Origin of the sequence: Parvimonas sp. KA00067 (assembly GCF_001553085.1) — a bacterium.
Classification (GTDB): domain Bacteria; phylum Bacillota; class Clostridia; order Tissierellales; family Peptoniphilaceae; genus Parvimonas; species Parvimonas parva.
Genome location: NZ_KQ960151.1, coordinates 181554 through 202695 on the forward strand (window position 1 = coordinate 181554; position 21142 = coordinate 202695).

Annotated in this window: 18 protein-coding genes and 1 riboswitch; of the genes, 15 read left to right on the forward strand and 3 right to left on the reverse strand. The window is 28.5% G+C overall.

The features are described 5' to 3' along the window. The first annotated feature begins 301 nt into the window (after nucleotides 1-301). The 7 genes from HMPREF3181_RS06125 to HMPREF3181_RS06155 all read left to right on the forward strand — a co-directional run bounded on the left by HMPREF3181_RS06125 (nucleotide 302) and on the right by HMPREF3181_RS06155 (nucleotide 8296). The gene (locus HMPREF3181_RS06125) at nucleotides 302-1564 is read left to right on the forward strand and encodes an ABC transporter permease (protein WP_068474522.1); all 1263 of its coding nucleotides are present in this window, start codon (nucleotides 302-304) and stop codon (nucleotides 1562-1564) included. After that, nucleotides 1557-2426: an ABC transporter ATP-binding protein gene (locus HMPREF3181_RS06130; RefSeq protein WP_068474525.1), complete on the forward strand. Its 870-nt coding sequence runs from the start codon at nucleotides 1557-1559 to the stop codon at nucleotides 2424-2426. Before HMPREF3181_RS06125 ends, HMPREF3181_RS06130 begins: the two co-directional genes overlap by 8 nt. A 9-nt stretch (nucleotides 2427-2435) precedes the next feature. Then, on the forward strand, nucleotides 2436-3311 hold the full coding sequence (locus tag HMPREF3181_RS06135; protein WP_068474533.1) for a hypothetical protein: 876 nt from the start codon (nucleotides 2436-2438) through the stop codon (nucleotides 3309-3311). Nucleotides 3312-3518: 207 nt separating this feature from the next. Further along, entirely contained in the window at nucleotides 3519-4538 is a 1020-nt protein-coding gene (locus tag HMPREF3181_RS06140) for a LacI family DNA-binding transcriptional regulator (protein WP_068474537.1), read from the forward strand. Between the two features lie 59 nt (nucleotides 4539-4597). Next, nucleotides 4598-6340, forward strand: a complete 1743-nt coding sequence (locus HMPREF3181_RS06145) for an ABC transporter ATP-binding protein (protein ID WP_068474539.1) — start codon at nucleotides 4598-4600, stop codon at nucleotides 6338-6340. Continuing rightward, the gene (locus HMPREF3181_RS06150) at nucleotides 6330-8069 is read left to right on the forward strand and encodes an ABC transporter ATP-binding protein (RefSeq protein ID WP_068474542.1); all 1740 of its coding nucleotides are present in this window, start codon (nucleotides 6330-6332) and stop codon (nucleotides 8067-8069) included. Before HMPREF3181_RS06145 ends, HMPREF3181_RS06150 begins: the two co-directional genes overlap by 11 nt. Then, entirely contained in the window at nucleotides 8066-8296 is a 231-nt protein-coding gene (locus HMPREF3181_RS06155) for a hypothetical protein (RefSeq protein ID WP_068474545.1), read from the forward strand. Before HMPREF3181_RS06150 ends, HMPREF3181_RS06155 begins: the two co-directional genes overlap by 4 nt. 120 nt (nucleotides 8297-8416) lie before the next feature. On the opposite strand, the gene HMPREF3181_RS06160 is transcribed toward HMPREF3181_RS06155, so the two are convergent. Continuing rightward, a complete protein-coding gene (locus tag HMPREF3181_RS06160; protein WP_068474548.1) occupies nucleotides 8417-8662 on the reverse strand; it encodes a type B 50S ribosomal protein L31 in 246 nt (81 codons plus the stop codon). Between the two features lie 177 nt (nucleotides 8663-8839). Here HMPREF3181_RS06160 and thyA point away from each other — a divergent pair, with 177 nt between their 5' ends. From thyA to HMPREF3181_RS06190, 6 genes are all read left to right on the forward strand, one after another. Then, a complete protein-coding gene (gene thyA / locus HMPREF3181_RS06165) occupies nucleotides 8840-9670 on the forward strand; it encodes a thymidylate synthase (RefSeq protein ID WP_068474551.1) in 831 nt (276 codons plus the stop codon). Between the two features lie 9 nt (nucleotides 9671-9679). Further along, nucleotides 9680-10219 (forward strand): flavin reductase family protein, encoded by a 540-nt coding sequence (locus tag HMPREF3181_RS06170; protein WP_068474554.1) that lies wholly within the window; start codon nucleotides 9680-9682, stop codon nucleotides 10217-10219. A 217-nt stretch (nucleotides 10220-10436) separates the two neighbouring features. Next, nucleotides 10437-10883 carry a GNAT family N-acetyltransferase gene (locus tag HMPREF3181_RS06175; protein ID WP_068474557.1) on the forward strand — a complete coding sequence of 149 codons (447 nt, stop codon included), beginning with the start codon at nucleotides 10437-10439 and terminating at the stop codon, nucleotides 10881-10883. 10 nt (nucleotides 10884-10893) lie between these two features. Then, nucleotides 10894-12978 carry a type I DNA topoisomerase gene (gene topA, locus HMPREF3181_RS06180; protein ID WP_068474560.1) on the forward strand — a complete coding sequence of 695 codons (2085 nt, stop codon included), beginning with the start codon at nucleotides 10894-10896 and terminating at the stop codon, nucleotides 12976-12978. 330 nt (nucleotides 12979-13308) lie between these two features. After that, complete coding sequence (locus HMPREF3181_RS06185) at nucleotides 13309-13821, forward strand: cysteine hydrolase family protein (protein ID WP_068474563.1); 513 nt, start codon at nucleotides 13309-13311, stop codon at nucleotides 13819-13821. 210 nt (nucleotides 13822-14031) lie between these two features. Then, complete coding sequence (locus HMPREF3181_RS06190; protein ID WP_068474564.1) at nucleotides 14032-14448, forward strand: hypothetical protein; 417 nt, start codon at nucleotides 14032-14034, stop codon at nucleotides 14446-14448. 41 nt (nucleotides 14449-14489) lie between these two features. Here HMPREF3181_RS06190 and HMPREF3181_RS06195 read toward each other — a convergent pair whose 3' ends face one another. Together HMPREF3181_RS06195 and HMPREF3181_RS06200 are read right to left on the reverse strand one after the other, a co-directional pair. Continuing rightward, nucleotides 14490-15704 (reverse strand): arginine deiminase, encoded by a 1215-nt coding sequence (locus HMPREF3181_RS06195; RefSeq protein WP_068474566.1) that lies wholly within the window; start codon nucleotides 15702-15704, stop codon nucleotides 14490-14492. Between the two features lie 174 nt (nucleotides 15705-15878). Next, complete coding sequence (locus HMPREF3181_RS06200; protein WP_068474568.1) at nucleotides 15879-16409, reverse strand: folate family ECF transporter S component; 531 nt, start codon at nucleotides 16407-16409, stop codon at nucleotides 15879-15881. Between the two features lie 25 nt (nucleotides 16410-16434). Next, nucleotides 16435-16527: riboswitch (THF riboswitch) on the reverse strand. Nucleotides 16528-16754: 227 nt separating this feature from the next. On the opposite strand from HMPREF3181_RS06200, the gene secA reads away from it, so the two are divergent. Both secA and rlmD read left to right on the forward strand, forming a co-directional pair. Next, a complete protein-coding gene (gene secA / locus HMPREF3181_RS06205) occupies nucleotides 16755-19475 on the forward strand; it encodes a preprotein translocase subunit SecA (RefSeq protein WP_068474570.1) in 2721 nt (906 codons plus the stop codon). Between the two features lie 60 nt (nucleotides 19476-19535). Further along, nucleotides 19536-20888: a 23S rRNA (uracil(1939)-C(5))-methyltransferase RlmD gene (gene rlmD, locus HMPREF3181_RS06210; RefSeq protein ID WP_068474572.1), complete on the forward strand. Its 1353-nt coding sequence runs from the start codon at nucleotides 19536-19538 to the stop codon at nucleotides 20886-20888. The last annotated feature ends 254 nt before the right edge of the window (nucleotides 20889-21142 follow it).

Genomic DNA, 21142 nt, shown 5'->3' on the forward strand with positions numbered 1-21142 from the left:
ATATTTGATATGAAAATAATTTAATAAAAATTTTTTCATAATAAAAAGCTCCTTAAATAATAAATACGATATTTTAAAATTTCAATTATAAAACCTCAAATTATCTTGCTATATAATATAATTTTATTTTATATCAATATAAGATGAAAAATACTAGTTATTATATTTGACAAAAAATAACAATTATGATATTCTCGTAGTAACGATTTACCTAGAAGAGAAAGTAAATAGATAAATTGATTTTCTGAAATGTATTTTATATAAAATGTTTTTTTTGTTGCGTTTTGCTTTGGAGGTATTTATGTGTAATTTGTTTTTTAAATATTTTATTAAACAGAAGAAAAATATTCTGTTTCTTATTATAATTATAATTATTGGAACTGTTATATCTTCTATTTCAAAAATTGAAAATAATAAAAATAAGGAAGAACAAATTTTTAGCAGAGAAAGAGTTATAGATATATTTAAACAGGACATTAAAGAGGTTGATAAAGATTTAGAAAGCGATAATATTTCAGATGAAGAAAAAATAGAATTAAATAATATAAAAAAAAGAAAAATTAAAAGTATAAATGGTTATGAAGGAATAATCCAAAATATTAAAAATGAAAATTGGCGTGTATTATATGAAGATGAATTAAAACATTTTTTAGATCCCAACGGAAATTTTATTTCAAAAGGATTTGTAAAAAAGGGAGTAAGTTATACTGTAGATCGGTTGACAGTAGAGATAACATACGAAATATTGAAGTATTTAAAGGAAAATAATATTCCATCAGCTCATCCTTTGAATATACAGAGAACAGAATTTGATCAACCTAGAACTTCAGAAGAAAGTAATCTTCTTGACTATTATAGCAAAAAAACACTAGTTGGAACTTCACATAGATTATGGGATTTTTTTACAAATAATTTAGTGTTAATATATACTTTTATAATTGTTGTAACTTTTGGTATCCTATTTTCTAAGTTAGAGGAGAGTCAAAATAAAACAATTAGATTTTTAAAAACATCTGGGGCAAGTAAATTTAGGATTGTATCGTCGGGACTTTTAACGGGTGGAATTTTAACAATTATGCTTGGACTATTGATACCTGCAATATTTTTTGGAATAGAATTTTTAATAAGCGGTTCGTCATCTTTTAAATATCCGATTACAACTTATATTGTAAAAAATGATTATTATTCACTTATGAGTTTTGGATATAAGATTGTTCCAATATCTGATGTTTTAACAAAAAGTTTGATTTTGTTCTTGCTCTATGGACTATTTATTTTCCTTGTTACAAGTACAATTTCAACTTTTGTAAAATCAAGTATAAAATCCATTATTTTATCCTTTGGAGTTATAGCAACATTACAGATGTTTAATAAATGGTATAATCCGTTTTCATACTGGAGAGTTGGGAAAATTGCAGACGGTAGTATAAATTTTTTATTTAAAACAATCACTTACAGTTTTGATAAATCTTGTAAAATTTTAGCAATTGGAATTTGTATTTTAACAATTTTATTGATTTGTATAGCTTTTATTCAAGATAGAAGGAGGAATGGATATGCCTAGTTTGTGTATAAAAAATCTTACTAAAAGATATGGAGAGAATGTAGTTTTAAATGATTTATCTTTAGAACTTGAAAATGCAGAGGTTTGGGCTTTGGTTGCACCTAATGGAACTGGAAAAACCACTCTTTTGGATTGTATTACAAATTTGAATAGCTATCAATCCGGACAGATTACTGTAAATGGCATAGATAATAGGGATAATGCTATTTTTAAAAAATTGTCATATTTACAGGATGCAAGTATTTTATTTCCGAATTTAACAGGACTTGATCATTTGAAATTTGTTGCAAATATACAAAAATTGCCAAAGACTAGAATAAAAGAAATTGTAAGTTTAACAAAGATTGAAAAATTTTATAAAAGAGCTGTAAAGACATATTCTTTGGGAATGAAACAGAGATTACTTTTGGCTATTGCTCTTATTAATAATCCTGAAGTTTTACTGCTTGACGAACCTTTTAACGGACTTGATCCTAGCAGTCAAATAGAGCTTAGAGTTATGTTAAAGGAAATATCAGAAAGAGGAACTCTAGTAATTTTATCTACACATTTTTTAGGAGAAATTAGCCAATTAACTGATAATCTTCTATTCTTAAAAGATAAAAAAATTGTCAAAAAAATTGTAGAAGATGAATTTTTAATCTATGCAATTGATACTACTTCCAATGATCAATCTTTAGAAATTTTATCTCCATTTGTAGTAAGTGCTGAAATTGAAAAAGATATGATTATTTGTCAATTTAAAAAGAATTCTTTTGACGATGCAATTAAGGCAATACAGGATAAAGGCATAAAATTAATTAAAATAAGAGAGCATATAAATGCTTCTGAACAGATGTATCAAAGACTGTTTGCTCAGTAGGTGAATGTTATGAATACTTTGATATTAGAATGTAAAAAATTTATTAGAAGTAGAATATTTGTAGTAATTTTAGGAGTTATATTAGTTTTATTAGCTTCTCTATTTTATAAAAATTATTTAAATTATCAACAAGTTGATACAGATAAAAAGCATGAATTACTCATGATTAAGGAAGAAATATCGTTAATTTTATATCCGGGTGATGGAAAGTCTCCTAGTATATATTCTGGTGATAAAGATAAAATGGATTTGTTAAAAAAATCTCTTGAAATATCAGAAAAGACTTTAAAACTAAAGCACAGCGGAGATGATAGAGGCTATATGGAAAGTGCAATTTTGATGTACGAAAAAATCATTGAAATCAAAGAAAATGAAATAAATTTTTCTATGTCAAAAAGTTATGCTAATCACGAAAAAGAAAGGTTATCAGAAGTAATAAAAGCAAACGGAACTTTTCAATATGAAGAAGCCCCTTTAGATGGAGTTTTGCTTGAATATAATAATATAAAGTATATTCTAGCTGTAATTTTTTTGATGGCTCTATCTTACTTCTTTATAACAACTTATTTAGATTTTTATTATCATAAGGGATTTTTATTTACACTTCCAATGAAAAAGACGAGTTTTATAATTGGAAAGGCTATGATTTCTTTTGCTATTAATATTATATTGATAATAAGTCAGTTTGGGTTAAGTTTAGTTTTTTCTTATCTTTGGAAGTGGAAAAATGCTTTTAATTATCCTGTGTTTTCTGATTTGACAGGTGGATTTTTACCTGTTAATAAGGCTATAATTAATTATGTGGGAATAGAAATCGGAATATGTTTTGTTGCATTGATTATTTCTACTGTTTTTTACAGCTTATATATAAAAATTAAAAAATAAAAATTTTACTGTAAAATGAAAATCATTTTACAGTTTTTTTTATTGTGAAAATTTAATTTTGAAAAATTTTTTATTATTAGAAAATTATGTATTTTTAGGAAAATTTTGTGAATTTATTTTCCTTAACTGTTTTATTTTATTAAAAACTGTGATATAATTATGTTGAGTTTTGTAAACGATTTAATTTTAATTTAAAGGAGTGATAATATGTCAGTACCTACTATAAAGGACGTAGCTAAGTTAGCAGGGGTTTCCATTTCAACTGTTTCAAGAGTAATGAATGAATCTAAACCGGTCAGCCCTGAATCAAGAAGAAAAGTTTTAGATGCTATAAAAAAATTGGATTTTAAGCCTAATGAATTGGCAAGAAGTCTTGTAATGAGAAAATCAAATATGATTGGTGTTATTGTAAAGGATATCGGTATTTCTTATATGGCACAAATCGTTAGAGGAATTGAAGAAATTGGAAGAATGTATAATTACGATATTTTGCTTTCAAGCACATACGGAGATATTGAGGCAGAGCATAAGATTATCGAATTTATGTGTACTAAACAAGTTGAAGGGATAATTATGATAAGTGAAAAGATTAATCCTGAAACTTTGTTTAAATTAAAGAGCAAAAATATTCCTTTTGTAAGACTTGATAAATTTTACGAATATACAGATGAACATACAGTTAGTATAGATTACAAATCAACTTGTAATAAGATGACAAATTATCTTGTAGATGAAGGTCATAATAGTATTGTTTTCATTAGTGAAGATGTTACAAGTAGAATTGGTAGAGAAAAACTTGCGGGTTTCAATGAAGGTGTTGCGAAAAGAAAAGTTAAGTCAGCACTTATCAATGCAAAGGATATAACAGTTCAAACAGGTTATGATATGGGAGAAGAAATTTTCAAACTTATCAAGGAAAATAATTCAACTGTTGTATTTGCAAGTGAAGATTCACTAGCTATTGGTTTCATCAGTTATTGTTACGATAACGGTCTTAAAGTTCCACAAGACATTTCAGTTGCAGGTTTCGGTGATGACTTAATCGCATCAATTTACAGACCGGCGCTTACAACAATAGAAGAGCCATACTATGATATGGGTGCAATTTCTATGAGAAAGTTGATTAAGGAACTTAGAAATGAAGAAAAACTTAAAGATGTTACAATTCTTCCTTCAAGAATAGTTGAAAGAGGTTCAGTTGCAACATTTACTAAGAAAAACAAATAAATATTTTAAATTATGCTCTTCTTTTTGAAGAGCTTTTTTTAAAGAAAAGAGGTGATTTTATGGGGATATATAAAGCTGTTCGTGATGGTTTTAAAAAGGCTAAAACCAGATTTTTGTTCGGTAGTATTTTTAATATTTTAAGTAGTTTTATTTTAATTTATTTGGTAGTTTTAATTGGAAATATAGTTGATTTGTTAAAAGATGCGAACTTTAGTCCTGGTATAATATATAAGAAGGCTATATTTGCTATCATTTTGGGAATTATAAACTTTTTTAGTTTTATGGTTTTCTCCTATGTATCATATGGTTCCGGAGCAAAACTTAAAATGTATTATAAGGATATAATTTTTAGAAAAATTTTGAGAAAATCTCCGGATTTTTTTCAAAAAAATACCGCTGGAGATGTAATTGGGCTTGCAGATAATGAAACAAGGTTTATCTATGATTATTTTACATTTGGAATTTTGATGATGAGTGATTCTGTTGTTATGCCAACAATATGTGCTTTTTACTTAATATTTTTTATTTCTTGGAAACTTACTATTGCAATTATGATTCCTTTTGCTTTTACCATATTAATAACTAATATGTTGAGTAAAAAAGTCGGGAAAGTTAATGAAGAAATGAATAAGACTTTTGGTAAATCAAGTCAAGAAATTTTAGAAATAATTGAAGGTATAAAACTTATAAAGAGTTATGTAAATGAAGAAGTTAGACAAAAAAATATTTCTAAAATAATTAAATATTATTTTGATTTAGCTTATATGGAATCACAACTTTGGGCTTATTCTTTTATTTTAAACTCTTTAATTAGGACAGTTTCTATGGTTATCGGATTGTTTTATGGAGCATTTTTAATTAGAAGCGGGGATATATCTATTGGAAAATTAGTTGCATTTTTTGGATTATGCGATTTCTTAGCTTGGTCGTTTTGGGGACTTGGAGATTGTATAAATACTTACAAAAGAGCTTTAGTTTCTGTAAATAGAATAAATCTTTTACTTGATGATAAAACTGAAATTGAAAACGGAAATAGAATATTAGAAGATTTTTCTACTTTGGAATTTAAAAACTTTAATTTTAACTATCCGGCTACAAATGAAAGTTCTCTAGAGGATATTAGTTTTAAACTTGAAAGAGGAAAGACTCTAGGAATTGTTGGTAAAAGTGGAAGTGGTAAAAGTACATTAGTTAAGCAAATTTTAAGATTTTATAATTTTGATAAAAATAAAATTTTTATAAATGATATTCCTTATGAAGATTACGATATTAACTCTGTTAGAAATAAATTTGGATATGTCAGTCAAGAAAATATTTTACTTTCTAAGACTGTTAGAGAAAATATTTTATTTGGAAGTCCTTTAGAAGATGACGAAAAAATTATAAATGTTATAAAAAAAGCGGACTTCTACAAAGATATACAAAATTTAGAAAAAGGCTTAGATACCGTTGTCGGAGAACGAGGACTTGGGCTTTCCGGAGGACAAAAGCAAAGAATTTCTTTAGCTAGAGCTTTGTATAGAAATCCTGAAATTTTGATTTTAGATGATTCATTCTCTGCGATTGATGCGAATACTGAAAGTAAAATTGTAAACTCACTTAAAGAAAATCGAAAAGACAAGACTAATATAATCATTTCTCATAGAATTTCAGCAGTTGAACATTCTGACTTGATTTTAGTTTTGGATAATGGAAAGATAATTGACAGAGGTACTCATGAAGAACTTATTTCAAGAGATTCTTGGTACAAGGAGCAATTTGAGTATCAAAGTTTAGATAAGGAGGAAGAAAATGAAGCATAGTAAAATAAAATTTTTAACTTCTTATCTTTTACAAGAAAAATTACTATTTTTTATTGGTTCAATAGGAACAATTGGTAGAGTTTTTTTGGATGTATATTTACCTACGATAATTTCTTCAGTAATAGACGCTGATTTAGTTAATATGGAGAATTTTAATTCATTCATATTACAAAAGGGACTTTTATATTTGGGATTGAATTTACTTGTTGCAGGAATGCTTATTGTAATTAGATTTTCTTTTAACAAATTAGCTTGTAATATTGCATATAAAATTCAATTTAACTTGGTTAGACGTATGCAAAATTTTAAAATGCAATATTTTGACAGCTCCTATGCGGGAGATTTAGTTTCGAGATTTACAACGGATACAAATACAATAAAGGAATTGTATCAAACACTTTTAAATGAGCTTTTAGCATTTGTTTTAAATTTAGTTATGATGCTTACTGTTATGTTTTACATTAGTCCATATTTGTTTTTAATCGTTTTAATTTACTTACCTATGATGTATCTTGTTACAAAGTATTATGGACAAAAACTTACAGTAGTTACTAAAACAATAAGAAAACATGAGGGAATAACAAGTTCAATTTACAATGAAACAATAAAATCATTACCTGTAATTCAAGTTTATGGTAATGAAAAGTTGATGATAGATTCTTTTGAAAAAGAGAATAAAGAGGTTGAAAAAAATTATATTAAAAGAACCATACTTAATGCATTATTCTCATGGAATTTAATTGACTTTGTAATTATTCTTACAAATGCAATAATTATTTTAGTATTTACGATATTAAAAGTAAGAGGATTATCGCTTAGTGTTGGTATCTTGTATATATTAATTGAATACAACAGAAGAATTTTAAGACTTTTTATGAATTTCTTAGGACAAATCAATAGATATAAAACTGCCTTGGTTTCTTGTGATAGAATTATTAAAATTTTTGAAATTGAAGAAGAAAAGACGACAGATAGAGAAATCAACCTTGAAGGAAATATTGAATTTAAAAATGTTGGTTTTGAATATAAAGAAAATGTACCAGTTTTAAAAGATGTAAATTTCAAACTTGAAAAAGGAAAATCTATCGCCTTTGTTGGAGCAACGGGAAGTGGAAAATCAACTATAATGAATTTGATTTTAGGATTTTATGAAAATCAAAAAGGAGAAGTTTTGCTTGACGGACAAAATATAAAAGATTTAAGCAAAGCGTCTTATAGGAAACAAATGGCTGTTGTTCTTCAAGACCCTTATATCTTTACAGGAAGTATTAAAGACAATATCACACTTAAAGACGAAAAAATAATTGAAAGTGAAGTATTAGATGCAATCATAAAAGTTGGAGGAAAAAATCTTTTAGAAAAAAGAGGAAACAATTTAAATTTTGAACTTGCAATAAATGGCTCCGACCTTTCACTTGGAGAAAAACAAATAATTTGCTTTGCAAGAGCGATTGTTAGGAATCCAAAAGTTTTAATCTTAGACGAGGCAACTGCCAATATTGATACTGAAACGGAAAAAATAATTAACTATGGAATTGACGTTTTGAAAAAAGGTAGAAGTACAATAATCATTGCGCATAGATTGTCAACAATAAAAGATTGTGATACCATAGTTATGATAGAAAACGGAAAAGTTTTAGAAACCGGTAGCCATGATGAACTCATAGCATTAAACGGAAAGTACAAAACTTGGTACGAAATACAGTCAGCAAAAGGGGAGAATAAATGAAACAAGAGTATTATGATTTATACGATATAGTCGTTAAGGACATAAACAAAGAGGGTTATTTTGTTCATTCACAAAAGGCAAAAAAATTCATAAAGGAAAAAACTAATATGTCTGTTGATGAACAAAAAAGAGCATTTCAATTTTTTGAACTTATGGGATATTTTAATCAACACGACAAATTCCCAAAACTTTATATTAGAAGTAAAAAATTAAAAGGTGGTTGTTAGTTATTGAAAGCATTATTAGTACTTGATGTTCAAAAGGGTTTGTAATTAAATTGTATTAAAAAAAGTGGTTTTGACCACTTTTTTTGTTGCAAAAAAAAAAGCAGATTGCTCTGCTTTTTGCTAGTCCATATTGTATCTTTTTTTGAATTTTTCGATTCTACCACCTTTTTCAACAAATCTTTGACGACCTGTGTAGAATGGGTGTGAGTCAGAACTGATTTCAATTTTAATTAATGGATATGTGTTACCGTCTTCCATTTCTATTGTTTCTTTAGAAGTTTTTGTTGAACCACAGATGAATTTGTATCCACTTGTTGTATCCATAAAAACTACTTTATTATATTCTGGATGTATTCCTTTTTTCATTGTATTCACCTCGCTTAAATATTGTATATTAATCACTTTAGGTATTATATCATATAACAAAACATAAATCAAGCATTTTTTAGGGGATAGGTGAAAAATATTTTTCTTTACGATTGCAAAAATTCATCATAAATGGTATTCTTATAATAATAATAAATTTTTAGGAGAATAAATAATATGAGCAGAGCAGATGATATATTTATTTCAATGTGTAAAGACATACTTGAAAACGGTGTTGACACAAAGGGAGAGAAAGTTCGTCCGGTTTGGGAGGACGGAACTAAAGCATACACTATAAAAAAATTTGGAGTTGTTAATAGATATAATTTAGCAGAGGAATTTCCGGCACTTACACTTAGAAAGACAGCCATAAAATTATGTACTGATGAAATGCTTTGGATATGGCAAAAAAAATCTAATAATATAAAGGATTTAAAGAGTCATGTTTGGGACGAATGGGCTGATGAAAACGGAAGTATTGGAAAGGCGTACGGCTATCAGCTTGGCGTAAAGCATAAATATAAAGAGGGTATGTTCGACCAAGTTGACAGAGTTATTTATGATTTGAAAAATAATCCATATAGTAGAAGAATAATTACAAATATCTATGTTCACGAAGATTTGTCTGAGATGAATCTTTATCCTTGTGCATATAGTATGACTTTTAATGTTACAGGTAAAAAATTAAATGGAATTTTAAATCAAAGAAGTCAAGACATTTTGGCTGCAAATAATTGGAATGTTTGTCAATATGCGATTCTAATTCATATGCTTGCTAGAGAATGTAATTTAGAAGTTGGAGAGCTTGTTCATGTTATTGCCGATGCTCATATTTATGATAGACATATTCCTATCGTAAAAGAACTTATCACAAGAGAAAAATTTCCGGCACCAAAGGTTACTTTAAATCCTGATGTAAAAAGTTTTTATGATTTCACTTCAGACGATGTAATCATAGAAAATTATAAATGTGGAGAACAAATAAAAAATATTCCAATAGCAATTTAGGAGAAAATTATGAAAAGAGAAATTAATGTTTTTGATTATGCAAAAGAAATAATGTTCGCAGTTGAAAAAGGGGTTTTAATTACAACAAAGTCAGGAGAAAAAGTTAATACAATGTCAATTTCTTGGGGAACTTTGGGAATTGAATGGAATAGACCTATTTTTACAACATTTGTAAGAGAGAGTCGTTTTACTAAAAAATTGCTTGATGAAAATGGAGAATTTACTGTAAATATTTTTCTAAAAGATTTTGATAAACATATTATTGGAGTTTGTGGAACTAAATCAGGCAGAGATATGGATAAAATTAAAGACTTAAATTTAACTTTAGTTGAGCCGAGTGTTGTAAATGTTCCAGCGATTAAAGAATTACCTTTAACTTTAGAATGTAAAGTTGTTTATAAACAAAAACAAGATGAAAATGCTATTCCGATAGAAATAAAAGAAAAAAATTATCCTGAAAATGTATCGGGAGAATTTTATGGTGCAAACAAAGATTACCATACTGCTTATTATGGAGAAATTGTGAGTAGCTATATAATAGAAGACTAATATTAATGTGCCAAAATTTGGCACATTTTTTCTAGACCTACTTTTATTCGCATGCGAATAAAAGTAGGTCTGACGCAAAGAATGTCCAAATCTATGATTTTAAAAACAATCGACTATGCTCAAAATGGAAAAATTTTAAAATATATTGACAAAATTATGTAAATTTTATAGTATATAAGAAGTTTATTAGAAATAACATTGTTATGGAGTGATTTTTATGGAATTTAGAATTTTAAAAACAAAAGAAGAATTAAAACTTGCTTTTGCTTTAAGAGAAGAGGTTTTTGTTGACGAGCAAAAAGTTCCTCTTGAATATGAAGTTGACGAAAAAGATAGTTTAAATAACACTCTACATGTTGGAGTTTTTGAAGATGGAGAGATTTTAGCGACTGCAAGAATTATGGACTTTAATAAAAATGTCGTTCGTTTCGGAAGAGCTTGTGTTAAAAAGTCTTGCAGAGGAAAAGGTGTTGGTAAATTTTTATTTATAAATATGGAAGAAACTGTAAAAAATTCTAAAAATAATGATGAAAAAAAGACTATAAAATTTTCAGCACAATATCATGCGATGACATTTTATGAAATGTTAGGTTATTCTAAGGATAATGATGATGTTTTTGTTGAATTTGGAATAGAACATATTGCAATGAGTAAAGTTGTGTAAGGAGTTAGTTTTGTATAAAAATTTAGTTATAGTAGAATCTCCAACAAAGGCTAAAACTGTTAGTAAAATGCTTGGAAGTAATTATAAAGTTGTAGCAAGTGTTGGACATATCAGAGATTTACCTAAAAGTAAATTGGGAATAGACATAGAAAATAATTTTCAGCCTGAATATATAAATGTTAGAGGAAAGGCAAGCAAGATTAAAGAATTAAAAGAGCTTTATAAAAATTCAAAAAATATTTATCTTGCAACCGACCCCGATAGAGAGGGAGAGGCGATTTCTTGGCATATTGCTTATCTTTTAGGACTTGATATAAACAGCAACAATAGAATAGAATTTCACGAAATTACTAAGAATAGTATCAAAGAATCAATTAAAAATTCAAGAAAAATAGATATGAATTTAGTAAATTCACAACAAGCCAGAAGAGTTTTAGACAGACTTGTGGGCTATAAACTTTCTCCAATTCTTTGGAAAAAAATAAAGAGTGGACTTTCTGCCGGACGTGTTCAGTCTGCAACATTAAAAATTATTTGTGAGCGTCAAGAAGAAATTGACAACTTTATTCCTGAAGAATTTTGGAAAATTGAAGGAATACATGATGTTCAAAATATTGAATTCAAATCTCTTTATTATGGAGAATATGTAAATAATAAGATAGTAAAAAAAGAAATTAAAAATGAACAAGAGGCTTTGAAAGTTGTAGAAAAAACTGATAAGGACAATTTTGTTGTAGAAGATGTTAAAAAGACAAAGAAAGAAAGAAAACCTCAACCGCCTTTTACAACAAGTACATTACAACAAGAGGCAGGAAGAAAATTAGGCTTTTCAAGTTCAATGACTATGAGCATTGCTCAACAACTATATGAAGGGATAAATGTAGGGAAAGACGGTTCTGTCGGTTTGATTTCATATATGAGAACGGACTCAACCAGAATTTCATCAGAAATTGTTGCAGAGGCTCTTGAGTACATTACAGAAAATTATGGGAAAAATTATGCTGGCAAAGGTAATGAATACAATCTAAAGAAGAAAAATTCACAAGATGCACACGAGGGTGTTAGACCAAGTAGTATTTTTAGAAGTCCACAAAAGATTAAAAATTATTTAACTGCTAATCAATATAAACTTTATAAATTGATTTGGGAGAGAACTGTTGCATCTCAAATGAAAGCTGAAAGTTATGAAAGCACACAAATAGTTTTAAATTCAAATAATTGTATTTATAAACTAAGTGGGAGATACACTATATTTGACGGCTTTTCAAAAATATACACTTCAAGTGATGTAAAAGATGAAATATTACCAAAACTTGAAAATAAAGATGTGATTGACGCTGAAAAAATAGAAAAAAGTCAACATTTTACAAAACCGGTTGCAAACTTTACAGAGGCAAGTCTTGTAAAAAAACTTGAAGAAAACGGAATCGGTAGGCCAAGTACCTATGCAAGTATCATTAACAGTTTGACAAGTAGATTTTATATTGTGATTGAAAGTAAAAAAATTATCCCGACAGATTTAGGAAAAAATGTAAATAAGTTTTTGGTTTCCAACTTTGAAAGAATTATAAATGAAAAATTCACAATGGAAATGGAAGAAAAACTTGATGAAATAGCTGAAAATAAAAAAGATTGGAAAAAAGTTATTTCTGAATTTTATGCTTTTTTTGAAACATTTTTGAAAAAATCTGAGGAAGATTCTAAAAATTACAAAATACAAGATGAAGTTCTTGATGAAAAATGTCCAATGTGTGGAAAAAATTTAGTTGTTAAAAAAACAAAATTTGGTAAATTTATCGGTTGTAGTGGTTTTCCGGATTGTAATTATATAAAGAAAGAAGTTAAGGACACAAATGTAAAATGTCCAAAATGTGGCGGAAGAATAATCGAAAAAATTTCTAAAAAGAGAAAAGTTTTTTATGGTTGTGAAAATTATCCGGATTGTGATTTTGCAATTTGGGATAAACCGATAGCCGATAAAAAATGTGAAAAATGTGGGAAATTCTTAGTAGAAGTTAAAAATAGATTCAAACACGCATTAAAATGTTCAGATGAAGCTTGCGATTTTGAAATAGATTTAAAGAAAAAAGGTTAGAAATGGGAAATAGGAGATCTAAATTAAATCAATTTGCTTTTCCACTTATTATAAATTTTATTTTAAGTTATGTTTTGGAGTTGTCCGATGTTGCTATTGTAGCTAGGGTTTCAACTCCTTCTTTTAACACAAATTTTTAATTTATCATTGGTTGGCGTTGCATTTTCACAATTTGTGAATGAATTTATCTTGAGTATAATCTTTTTGAAATACTATAAAGATGTTGTACTAAATAGATTTTGTTAATTTGACAAAAGTAAATTTTACATATATACTATATTTGATTAAAATATTTAGATTTTTTTATAAAAAACTTTTAAAGGAGGGCTTATGAAAATTTTAGTTGTTGTTGATATTCAAAATGATTTTGTTGACGGAAGACTTGGAACTAAGGAGGCAATGAAAATTATTCCTTATGTTAAGGAAAAGATTGAAAATTTTGACGGAGAAGTTGTTTATACAATGGATACTCATGATGAAAATTATTTACATACTCAAGAGGGAAGAAATCTTCCTTTGAAACATTGCATAAAGGGAACTGATGGCTGGAAAATTAAAGAAGGAGTTTACAAAGAAAATTGTAAAATTTTTGAAAAACCAAGTTTTGGTTCAGTTGATTTGGTTGAGTACATAAAGAGTATAAACGAAAAAGAAAAAATTGAAAGTGTTGAATTTATTGGAATCTGTACGGATATTTGTGTAGTTACAAATGTTATGATGATAAAGGGACATTTTCCTGAAATTGAATTAATCGTTGACAGCAAGGCTTGTTCCGGAGTCAGTCCACAAAGCCATAATAGTGCTTTAGAAACAATGAAAATGTGTCAAGTTAAGATTGTATAGGTATATTTTCTTTTGCGGTTAGATTTGGAATTAAGTTGTAAGATTGAAAAACATAGCCTAGATGCTTTCTTCTGTAATTAGAATTTTTTTCTCGCTCATATTTTCCATAACTTCACCATTTATGGTTATAGAGCCTTTTTCAATAAAGCACACAATATATTTGTAAAATGTTGTATTTTTATGATATATTATGATAAAGGAGCTGTTTGTATGAAAAGAAAGTATTTGTTACTAATTGGCTTGCTGTTGCTTTCATCTTGCTCAAAAAGTGAGGATAAAAGTAAAGTGAAAACAGAATTTGTCGAAACTAAAAGTACGGATAAAATTAGATTTGAAAATTTTAATGTAGATGGTAAAAATATAGAATTTGAAATAGTAAATGAAATAGATAAAAATTTATTATATACAGATGAAATAAAATTGTATAAAAATGGGGAACAATTAATTCCAAAACTTGAAGAAAAGGCAATTACGCAAAAAATGGAGCCGAACAAAAAGATAAAATTTAAAATGAATTTGGAACATTATTTTAAAAATATAAAAAGTGGAAAATATATTTTGATTAAAACTGTTTGGATTGAAAATGAAAATTCTGTTGAGCTTGTTAAAAAATTTGAAATAAAATAATATAAAACAAAAAGGTGCTTATGCACCTTTTTGAATTCAAACTATTTTAAATCTTCTCTAAATAGTGGCATACTCATACATCTTGGGCCACCACGTCCTCTTGATAATTCTCCTGAATCTATCTTGTGAAGTTTTACCCCTTTTTCTTCAAGAAGTTCGTTTGTAATGGTATTTCTATCATAAACGATGGCCTCTCTTGGAGCGATAGCTAATGTGTTATATCCGTCAGACCATTGTTCTCTATGTGTGTCTAAAAGTCCACCTTTTCCTTCACGAATAAAGTCGATTTTATCTAAATGTAAATATTTTTTTAATACAATTTCTATATCAGTTGATTCAGCCTCAACTTTAACTTTTCCATCAACTAATTTTAATGAATAGATTTCTAGTGTCTTTTCAATTTCAGGGTGTAGAGTGAATAAATCTCTATCAACTGAAGTTAAAACGGTATCTAAATGCATAAAAGCTCTATTGTTTGGAATTACCATTGCAAGTAAAGTTTTTACGCCGTTTTCATCTTCAAGAAGTCTTTTTGCAATAGTTTCAATAGCGATTGCAGTTGAACGTTGAGAAATACCGATAGCAACTACATCTTTAGATAAAACTAAAATATCTCCACCTTCGATTGAAGGTACATCTGTTCTGTCATACCATTTGTGAATACCTTTAAATTCTTTGTGATGATTAAAGATATATTTTCCAAAAAGAGTTTCTCTTCTTCTTGTAACAGACCACATTGTATGCAAACTTACCCCATTTTTAATAAATGCAAAAGGGTCTCTTGTGAAATATAAATTAGGAAGTGGTTTTGAAATGAAGAAATCATTCTTTGAAACAAGTTCGCTCAAAGTTGAAGGCTCTCTCAAATCAACTTCATTCTTTCTAATACCTTCCATCATTTTTAAAACTAACTCTTTGTTATCTTTGATAGAAAATAAATATTCTCTTAAAATTCTTTTTTCATTTTCTACGGCTACATCTGCATTATCTAAAAATTCTTCAATAAAAGCAGTTCTAATACCGTCATCATAAAGACTTTCAGCACACAAATCTTCAAGATAGAAAACTTCACAACCATTTTGTCTAAAAATGTTTGCAAACATATCATGTTCTTTTTGTGCGTTGTCCAAAAATGGAATTTCATCAAAAAGAAGTTCATCAAGCAAATAAGGTGTTAAATTTAAAAGTTCTTTATGAGGTCTGTGTAGCAAAACGGATTTTAATTTTCCGATTTCAGAATTTACATTAATTCTCATAACTCCCTCCTTAAAACTCATTAAAATAATTATAACAGATAAAATAATTAAAGACAATATACAAATTACTATGTAGTAGTAAACAAAAATTTGAATGATACACTAAAAAACTGACTACAATGTAGCCAGTTTTGATTCGTGTATGTGATTTTTATTTATTAATTTTTAAAAATTTTATCTGTATGTTTTTTTGATTCTTATAACCAAAACTAAAATTGCAACAAATGTAATACCCATTTGAATTAAATTTGGTACACTTCTTGAAATTACATAGTACCAAAAGCCTTTGCCTCTTGTTATAGAAAGCCAGAAGCTATCTAAAAAGATTGTAACTAAAAAAGAAGTAATTGATATAAGAGCAACTCTTAAAGTTAAAAATAATTTGTTATCTCTATTAGTATCTTTTCTAATTATAAGTCCCGGGAAAAATCCCATAACCATATTTGTAAGCATATAGCCTGGAAAGTACATTCCAGGAGAACCTAAAGTTAAAAAATAAATTAAAGGGTCTGATGCTCCACCAACTATGGTTCCTATTGTTGGTCCTAATAATATACTTGAAAATATCATTGGGATAAATCTAAGTGTAATTCTTCCACTTCTAGGTGGGAATAAATAAATATTTTGATAAGACAAAATAACTGTTATAGCTATCATTAAACCTGCAATAGCTAATTGTGTTGTCGTAAACCTATTCTTTTTCATTTTTCTCCTTTCAAAAATCAATGCCAACAGTGGATGCGAAAACTAACCACGAGAAAATCCCTTCGTTTACAAGCAACATCCCATCTTGTAACACTTAATGCAAGTTTCCTACTCTGCCTAAAAAATAGGCTACTATTGGTATTACACGAATACAACTTAATTGTATAAAAATTTATTTATAAAGTCAATAGTTTTTTGTTTTCTTAAGAAATAAAGAATGAGATTTTTAAACTTATATTCAAATATTTTATGGTTGTAAAAATTTATTGTGAAAATTTGTAAATTTTGTGTATTTGTGGTAAAATATTAATCGTGAGAAAATATATATTTTAATAGAGGTGAGTTATGGGATTTTTTAGCGATTTTTTTAATTCTTCTGTAAAAAGAGTTAAAAAAATAAATCCAATCGTAGATAAAATAATGTCTTACGATGAAAAATATTCAAAATTAACAGATGAGGAACTTAGAAATAATACTGAGATATTTAAAACTAGATTAGCAAATGGTGAAACTTTAGACGATATTTTACCTGAGGCTTTTGCGACAGTTAGGGAGGCTGCGTACAGAGTTTTAGGAATGAAACATTATAGAGTACAATTAATCGGTGGTATTGTTCTTCATGAAGGAAGAATTGCAGAAATGAAAACAGGTGAAGGTAAAACTTTAGTTGCAACTTTACCATCATATTTGAATGCACTTACAGGTAAAGGTGTTCATATCGTAACAGTTAACGACTACCTTGCAAAGAGAGATAAGGAGTGGATGGGTAAAGTTCACGAATTTTTAGGCTTAAAGGTAGGTTGTATTTTACATGGTCTTACAAATGATGAAAGACGTGAAAACTATAATTGTGATATAACTTATGGAACAAACTCAGAATTTGGTTTCGACTACCTTAGAGATAATATGGTTGTTTATAAAGAAGAACTTGTTCAAAGAGGACTTAACTTTGCCATCGTAGATGAGGTTGACTCTATCTTAATTGACGAGGCTAGAACTCCACTTATTATATCAGGAGAAGGCGACCAATCAACTGACTTATATGCTCTTGCAGATAGATTTGTAAAGAGTTTAAAAGGTAGAATTGCAGACCCAAGTGAAGAAAATGAAGATTTTTACAATAGAGAGCTTAGAGAAGAAACTGTTGATTTTGTAGTTAATGAAAAACATAAGACTGCAAACTTAACTGAAATAGGTACTGGGAAAGCTGAAGACTTTTTCGGGCTTGTAAATCTTTCTGATCCGGTTAATATGGAAGTTGCACATCATATCAACCAAGCGTTAAAAGCTAATAATACAATGCAAAGAGATGTTGACTATGTTGTTAGCGAAGACGGTGAGATTTTAATTGTTGATGAATTTACCGGACGTATTATGGAAGGTAGAAGATATAGTGAGGGTTTACACCAAGCCATTGAAGCTAAAGAAGGTGTTGAAATTAAATCTGAATCTAAGACTCTTGCAACAATAACATATCAAAATTATTTCAGAATGTATGATAAACTTTCCGGTATGACAGGAACTGCAAAGACAGAAGAAAATGAATTTAACGAAATTTATCATATGGACGTTATTGAAATTCCAACAAATAAACCGGTTATAAGAAAAGATCATCATGATAGAGTTTATTTAACAGAAGAGGCTAAATTTAAAGCTATTGTTGAAGAAATTGAAAGAATTCATGCAACCGGACAACCTGTGCTTGTTGGTACGATTTCAATCGAAATTTCAGAATTGTTAAGTGCAATGCTTAAGAAAAAAAGAATAGAACATGATGTATTGAACGCGAAGTTCCATGCAAGAGAAGCTGAAATAGTTGCTCAAGCAGGTATTTTTGGAAAAGTTACTATCGCAACAAATATGGCAGGTCGTGGGACCGATATTCTTTTAGGTGGTAATCCGGACTTTATGGCAAAACATGAAATGAAGAAAAACGGAACACCTCAATATGTTTTAGATAATTTAGATGCTTTCTGGGAAACTGATGATGAAGAAATTTTAGAGGCTAGAAAAGTATTTAGTAGATTATATGAAAAATATAAGGCGCAAACAGATGAAAATGCTAAAAAAGTTCTTGAAGTTGGTGGACTTTTCATAATTGGTACTGAAAGACACGAATCAAGACGTATCGACAATCAGTTAAGAGGACGTTCAGGACGTCAAGGAGACCCTGGAGAATCAAGATTCTTCGTTTCACTTACAGATAACTTAATGCGTCTATTTGGTGGAGAGGCTATTCAAAAATTTGCTATGAATAGAAATTATGACCCTGATGAAGTGTTAGAGTTTAGATCTGTTACAAGAGCTATTGAACGTTCTCAAGAAAGAGTTGAAGCAAATAACTTCGGTATCAGAAAAAATGTATTAAAATATGATGACGTTATGAATGTTCAAAGAAATGTTATTTATAAAGAAAGACGTGCAGTTCTTGATGGTGAAAATATGAAAGAAAGCATTCAAGATATGTTAGAAAGCTTTATAGATGAAACTGTTGAACAATATTCTAATGGAAATAGCATTGAATTAGCAGATTTAAAATTGGCAATAGAAAATGCTTACTTACCACATGATATTTTAGACTTTGAAAAAATGAAAAATCTTGACAAAGAAAGAATCAAAGTATATATCAGAACACTTTCTGAAAATTTCTATGCTGAAAAAGAAAAAATGATTGGCGAAGAACAAATGAGAGAAGTTGAAAGAGTAATTATGCTTATGGTTGTAGATAGAAAATGGATGGACCATATCGATGCAATGGACCAATTAAGACAAGGTATAGGCATAAGATCTTATGGACAACAAGACCCTGTTCGTGCATATGGAGCTGAAGGCTTTGAAATGTTCAACGAAATGAATGAATCAATCAGAGCTGACGTTTTAAGAGGACTTTTCAATATCCAACCTGCAGGAGCTGAAATTGAAAGAGAACAAGCTGTTAAGGAAGTTTCAACAAATGTTCCTGACGAACAAACTACATTTGTTAAAGGAAAAGAAGTTGGAAGAAATGACCCATGCCCATGTGGAAGTGGAAAAAAATATAAAAAATGTTGTGGAAGAAACAAATAGAAAATTTTAAAGAAAAGAGTGAATATATTTCACTCTTTTCTTCTAATAGAAAGGTAATATATGGGAAGAAGAAAGAAGAAAATCATAGAGGGAAAAATTGAAAAAGTAAATTTTCCAAATATGTCTGAATTTACTTTTGAAGATAAGAAAGTAAATTTTAAAGGTGGAATCGAAGGACAAAAAGTTTCTGTCGTTGTTGGAAGAAAAAGAGCGAATCACATGGAGGCAAAACTTCTTGAAACTCTAGAAAAAAGTGAGCTTGAAACAAATAAAACATGTCCGAATTACCTTGAATGTGGTGGTTGTAGCTATCAAAGTGTTTCTCATGAATATGAATTGAATTTAAAACAAAGACAGATTAAAGAGCTTTTTGAGGATATTTATTTAGAAGAAGTGGAAATTTTTGAAAGTCCTTTAAAAAGTGCTTATAGAAATAAAATGGAATATACTTTTGCAGATATCTATAAAGATAGTCCGATTATGCTTGGAATGCATAAGAAAAATAGATTTTATGAAGTTGTAGATACAAAAGAATGTAATTTAGTACATAGAGATTTTGAAGTAATAAGAAATGCAAGCGTTGATTTTGCCAGAGAAAAAGAATTATCCTTTGTAAAAAAGAGAAATCACGAGGGTTTGTTAAGACATTTAATTATCCGTTATGCTCTAACAACGGGTGAAATAATGGTAAATATCGTAACTACAACACAAAGTGAATTTGATTCAAAAAGTTTTGTAGATATGCTTTTAGACTTGAAACTTGAAGGAAAGATAAAATCTATTGTTCATACAGAAAATGATTCACTTGCAGATGCAGTGGTGCCTGAAAAAGTAAATATTATTTTTGGAGATGATTATATAACAGAAAAAATATTTGATTTAGAATTTAAAGTAACACCATTTTCATTTTTTCAACCAAATGTATTTGGAGCAATAAACCTTTATTCAAAAGCAATTGAACTTTGTGGAGATATTGAAAACAAAGTAGTTTTCGACTTATACTCAGGAACCGGAACAATCGGACAAATCGTAGCCAGAAAAGCAAAAGAAGTTTATGGAATAGAAATAGTAAAAGAGGCAGTTGAAAGTGCAAATAAATCTGCAAAAGAAAACGGACTTACAAATTGTACCTTCATTGCAGGGGACGTATTAGTAGAAATTGAAAACAGAAAAGAAATAGTTGACGTAATTGTCGTAGACCCTCCAAGAGATGGAATAAACCAAACAGCTTTAGAAAAAATAATTTCTTGTGGAGCAAAAACAATCGTCTATATCTCTTGCAATCCAAAAACTCAAAAACGAGATGCAAAAATTCTAATAGAAAACGGATATAAACTAAAAACATTAAAAGTTTTTAACCAGTTCCCAAGAACAGTTCATGTGGAGAGTGTCGCGTTGCTGTCAAGAGAGTAGGGTACTAAAGTCTTTGAAAGGCTTGAAATCAATAGGTTTATGAATTTTGGATTAGATAATTATATGATTATTTTTTTAAAATTAGTGTTCAAAAATATCTCTCAAATAATTAGTCGTAGCACCAAGTAGGTAAGCATTTTCAATAATTTCCTCTTCGCTTTGCTTGTGGAAATTAGAAAATTGCTTAACACTATAAATATTATGAAAGGGTTGTGTCAACACTTTAGATATTTTGATAGGTCGTGTCAACAGTA

Excerpts from the sequence above, each read along its gene's own strand:
- HMPREF3181_RS06125 (WP_068474522.1), top strand. The coding sequence starts at position 302 with ATGTGTAATTTGTTTTTTAAATATTTTATTAAACAGAAGAAAAATATT.
- HMPREF3181_RS06130 (WP_068474525.1), top strand. The coding sequence starts at position 1,557 with ATGCCTAGTTTGTGTATAAAAAATCTTACTAAAAGATATGGAGAGAAT.
- HMPREF3181_RS06135 (WP_068474533.1), top strand. The coding sequence starts at position 2,436 with ATGAATACTTTGATATTAGAATGTAAAAAATTTATTAGAAGTAGAATA.
- HMPREF3181_RS06140 (WP_068474537.1), top strand. The coding sequence starts at position 3,519 with ATGTCAGTACCTACTATAAAGGACGTAGCTAAGTTAGCAGGGGTTTCC.
- HMPREF3181_RS06145 (WP_068474539.1), top strand. The coding sequence starts at position 4,598 with ATGGGGATATATAAAGCTGTTCGTGATGGTTTTAAAAAGGCTAAAACC.
- HMPREF3181_RS06150 (WP_068474542.1), top strand. The coding sequence starts at position 6,330 with ATGAAGCATAGTAAAATAAAATTTTTAACTTCTTATCTTTTACAAGAA.
- HMPREF3181_RS06155 (WP_068474545.1), top strand. The coding sequence starts at position 8,066 with ATGAAACAAGAGTATTATGATTTATACGATATAGTCGTTAAGGACATA.
- HMPREF3181_RS06160 (WP_068474548.1), bottom strand. The coding sequence starts at position 8,662 with ATGAAAAAAGGAATACATCCAGAATATAATAAAGTAGTTTTTATGGAT.
- thyA (WP_068474551.1), top strand. The coding sequence starts at position 8,840 with ATGAGCAGAGCAGATGATATATTTATTTCAATGTGTAAAGACATACTT.
- HMPREF3181_RS06170 (WP_068474554.1), top strand. The coding sequence starts at position 9,680 with ATGAAAAGAGAAATTAATGTTTTTGATTATGCAAAAGAAATAATGTTC.
- HMPREF3181_RS06175 (WP_068474557.1), top strand. The coding sequence starts at position 10,437 with ATGGAATTTAGAATTTTAAAAACAAAAGAAGAATTAAAACTTGCTTTT.
- HMPREF3181_RS06185 (WP_068474563.1), top strand. The coding sequence starts at position 13,309 with ATGAAAATTTTAGTTGTTGTTGATATTCAAAATGATTTTGTTGACGGA.
- HMPREF3181_RS06190 (WP_068474564.1), top strand. The coding sequence starts at position 14,032 with ATGAAAAGAAAGTATTTGTTACTAATTGGCTTGCTGTTGCTTTCATCT.
- HMPREF3181_RS06195 (WP_068474566.1), bottom strand. The coding sequence starts at position 15,704 with ATGAGAATTAATGTAAATTCTGAAATCGGAAAATTAAAATCCGTTTTG.
- HMPREF3181_RS06200 (WP_068474568.1), bottom strand. The coding sequence starts at position 16,409 with ATGAAAAAGAATAGGTTTACGACAACACAATTAGCTATTGCAGGTTTA.
- secA (WP_068474570.1), top strand. The coding sequence starts at position 16,755 with ATGGGATTTTTTAGCGATTTTTTTAATTCTTCTGTAAAAAGAGTTAAA.
- rlmD (WP_068474572.1), top strand. The coding sequence starts at position 19,536 with ATGGGAAGAAGAAAGAAGAAAATCATAGAGGGAAAAATTGAAAAAGTA.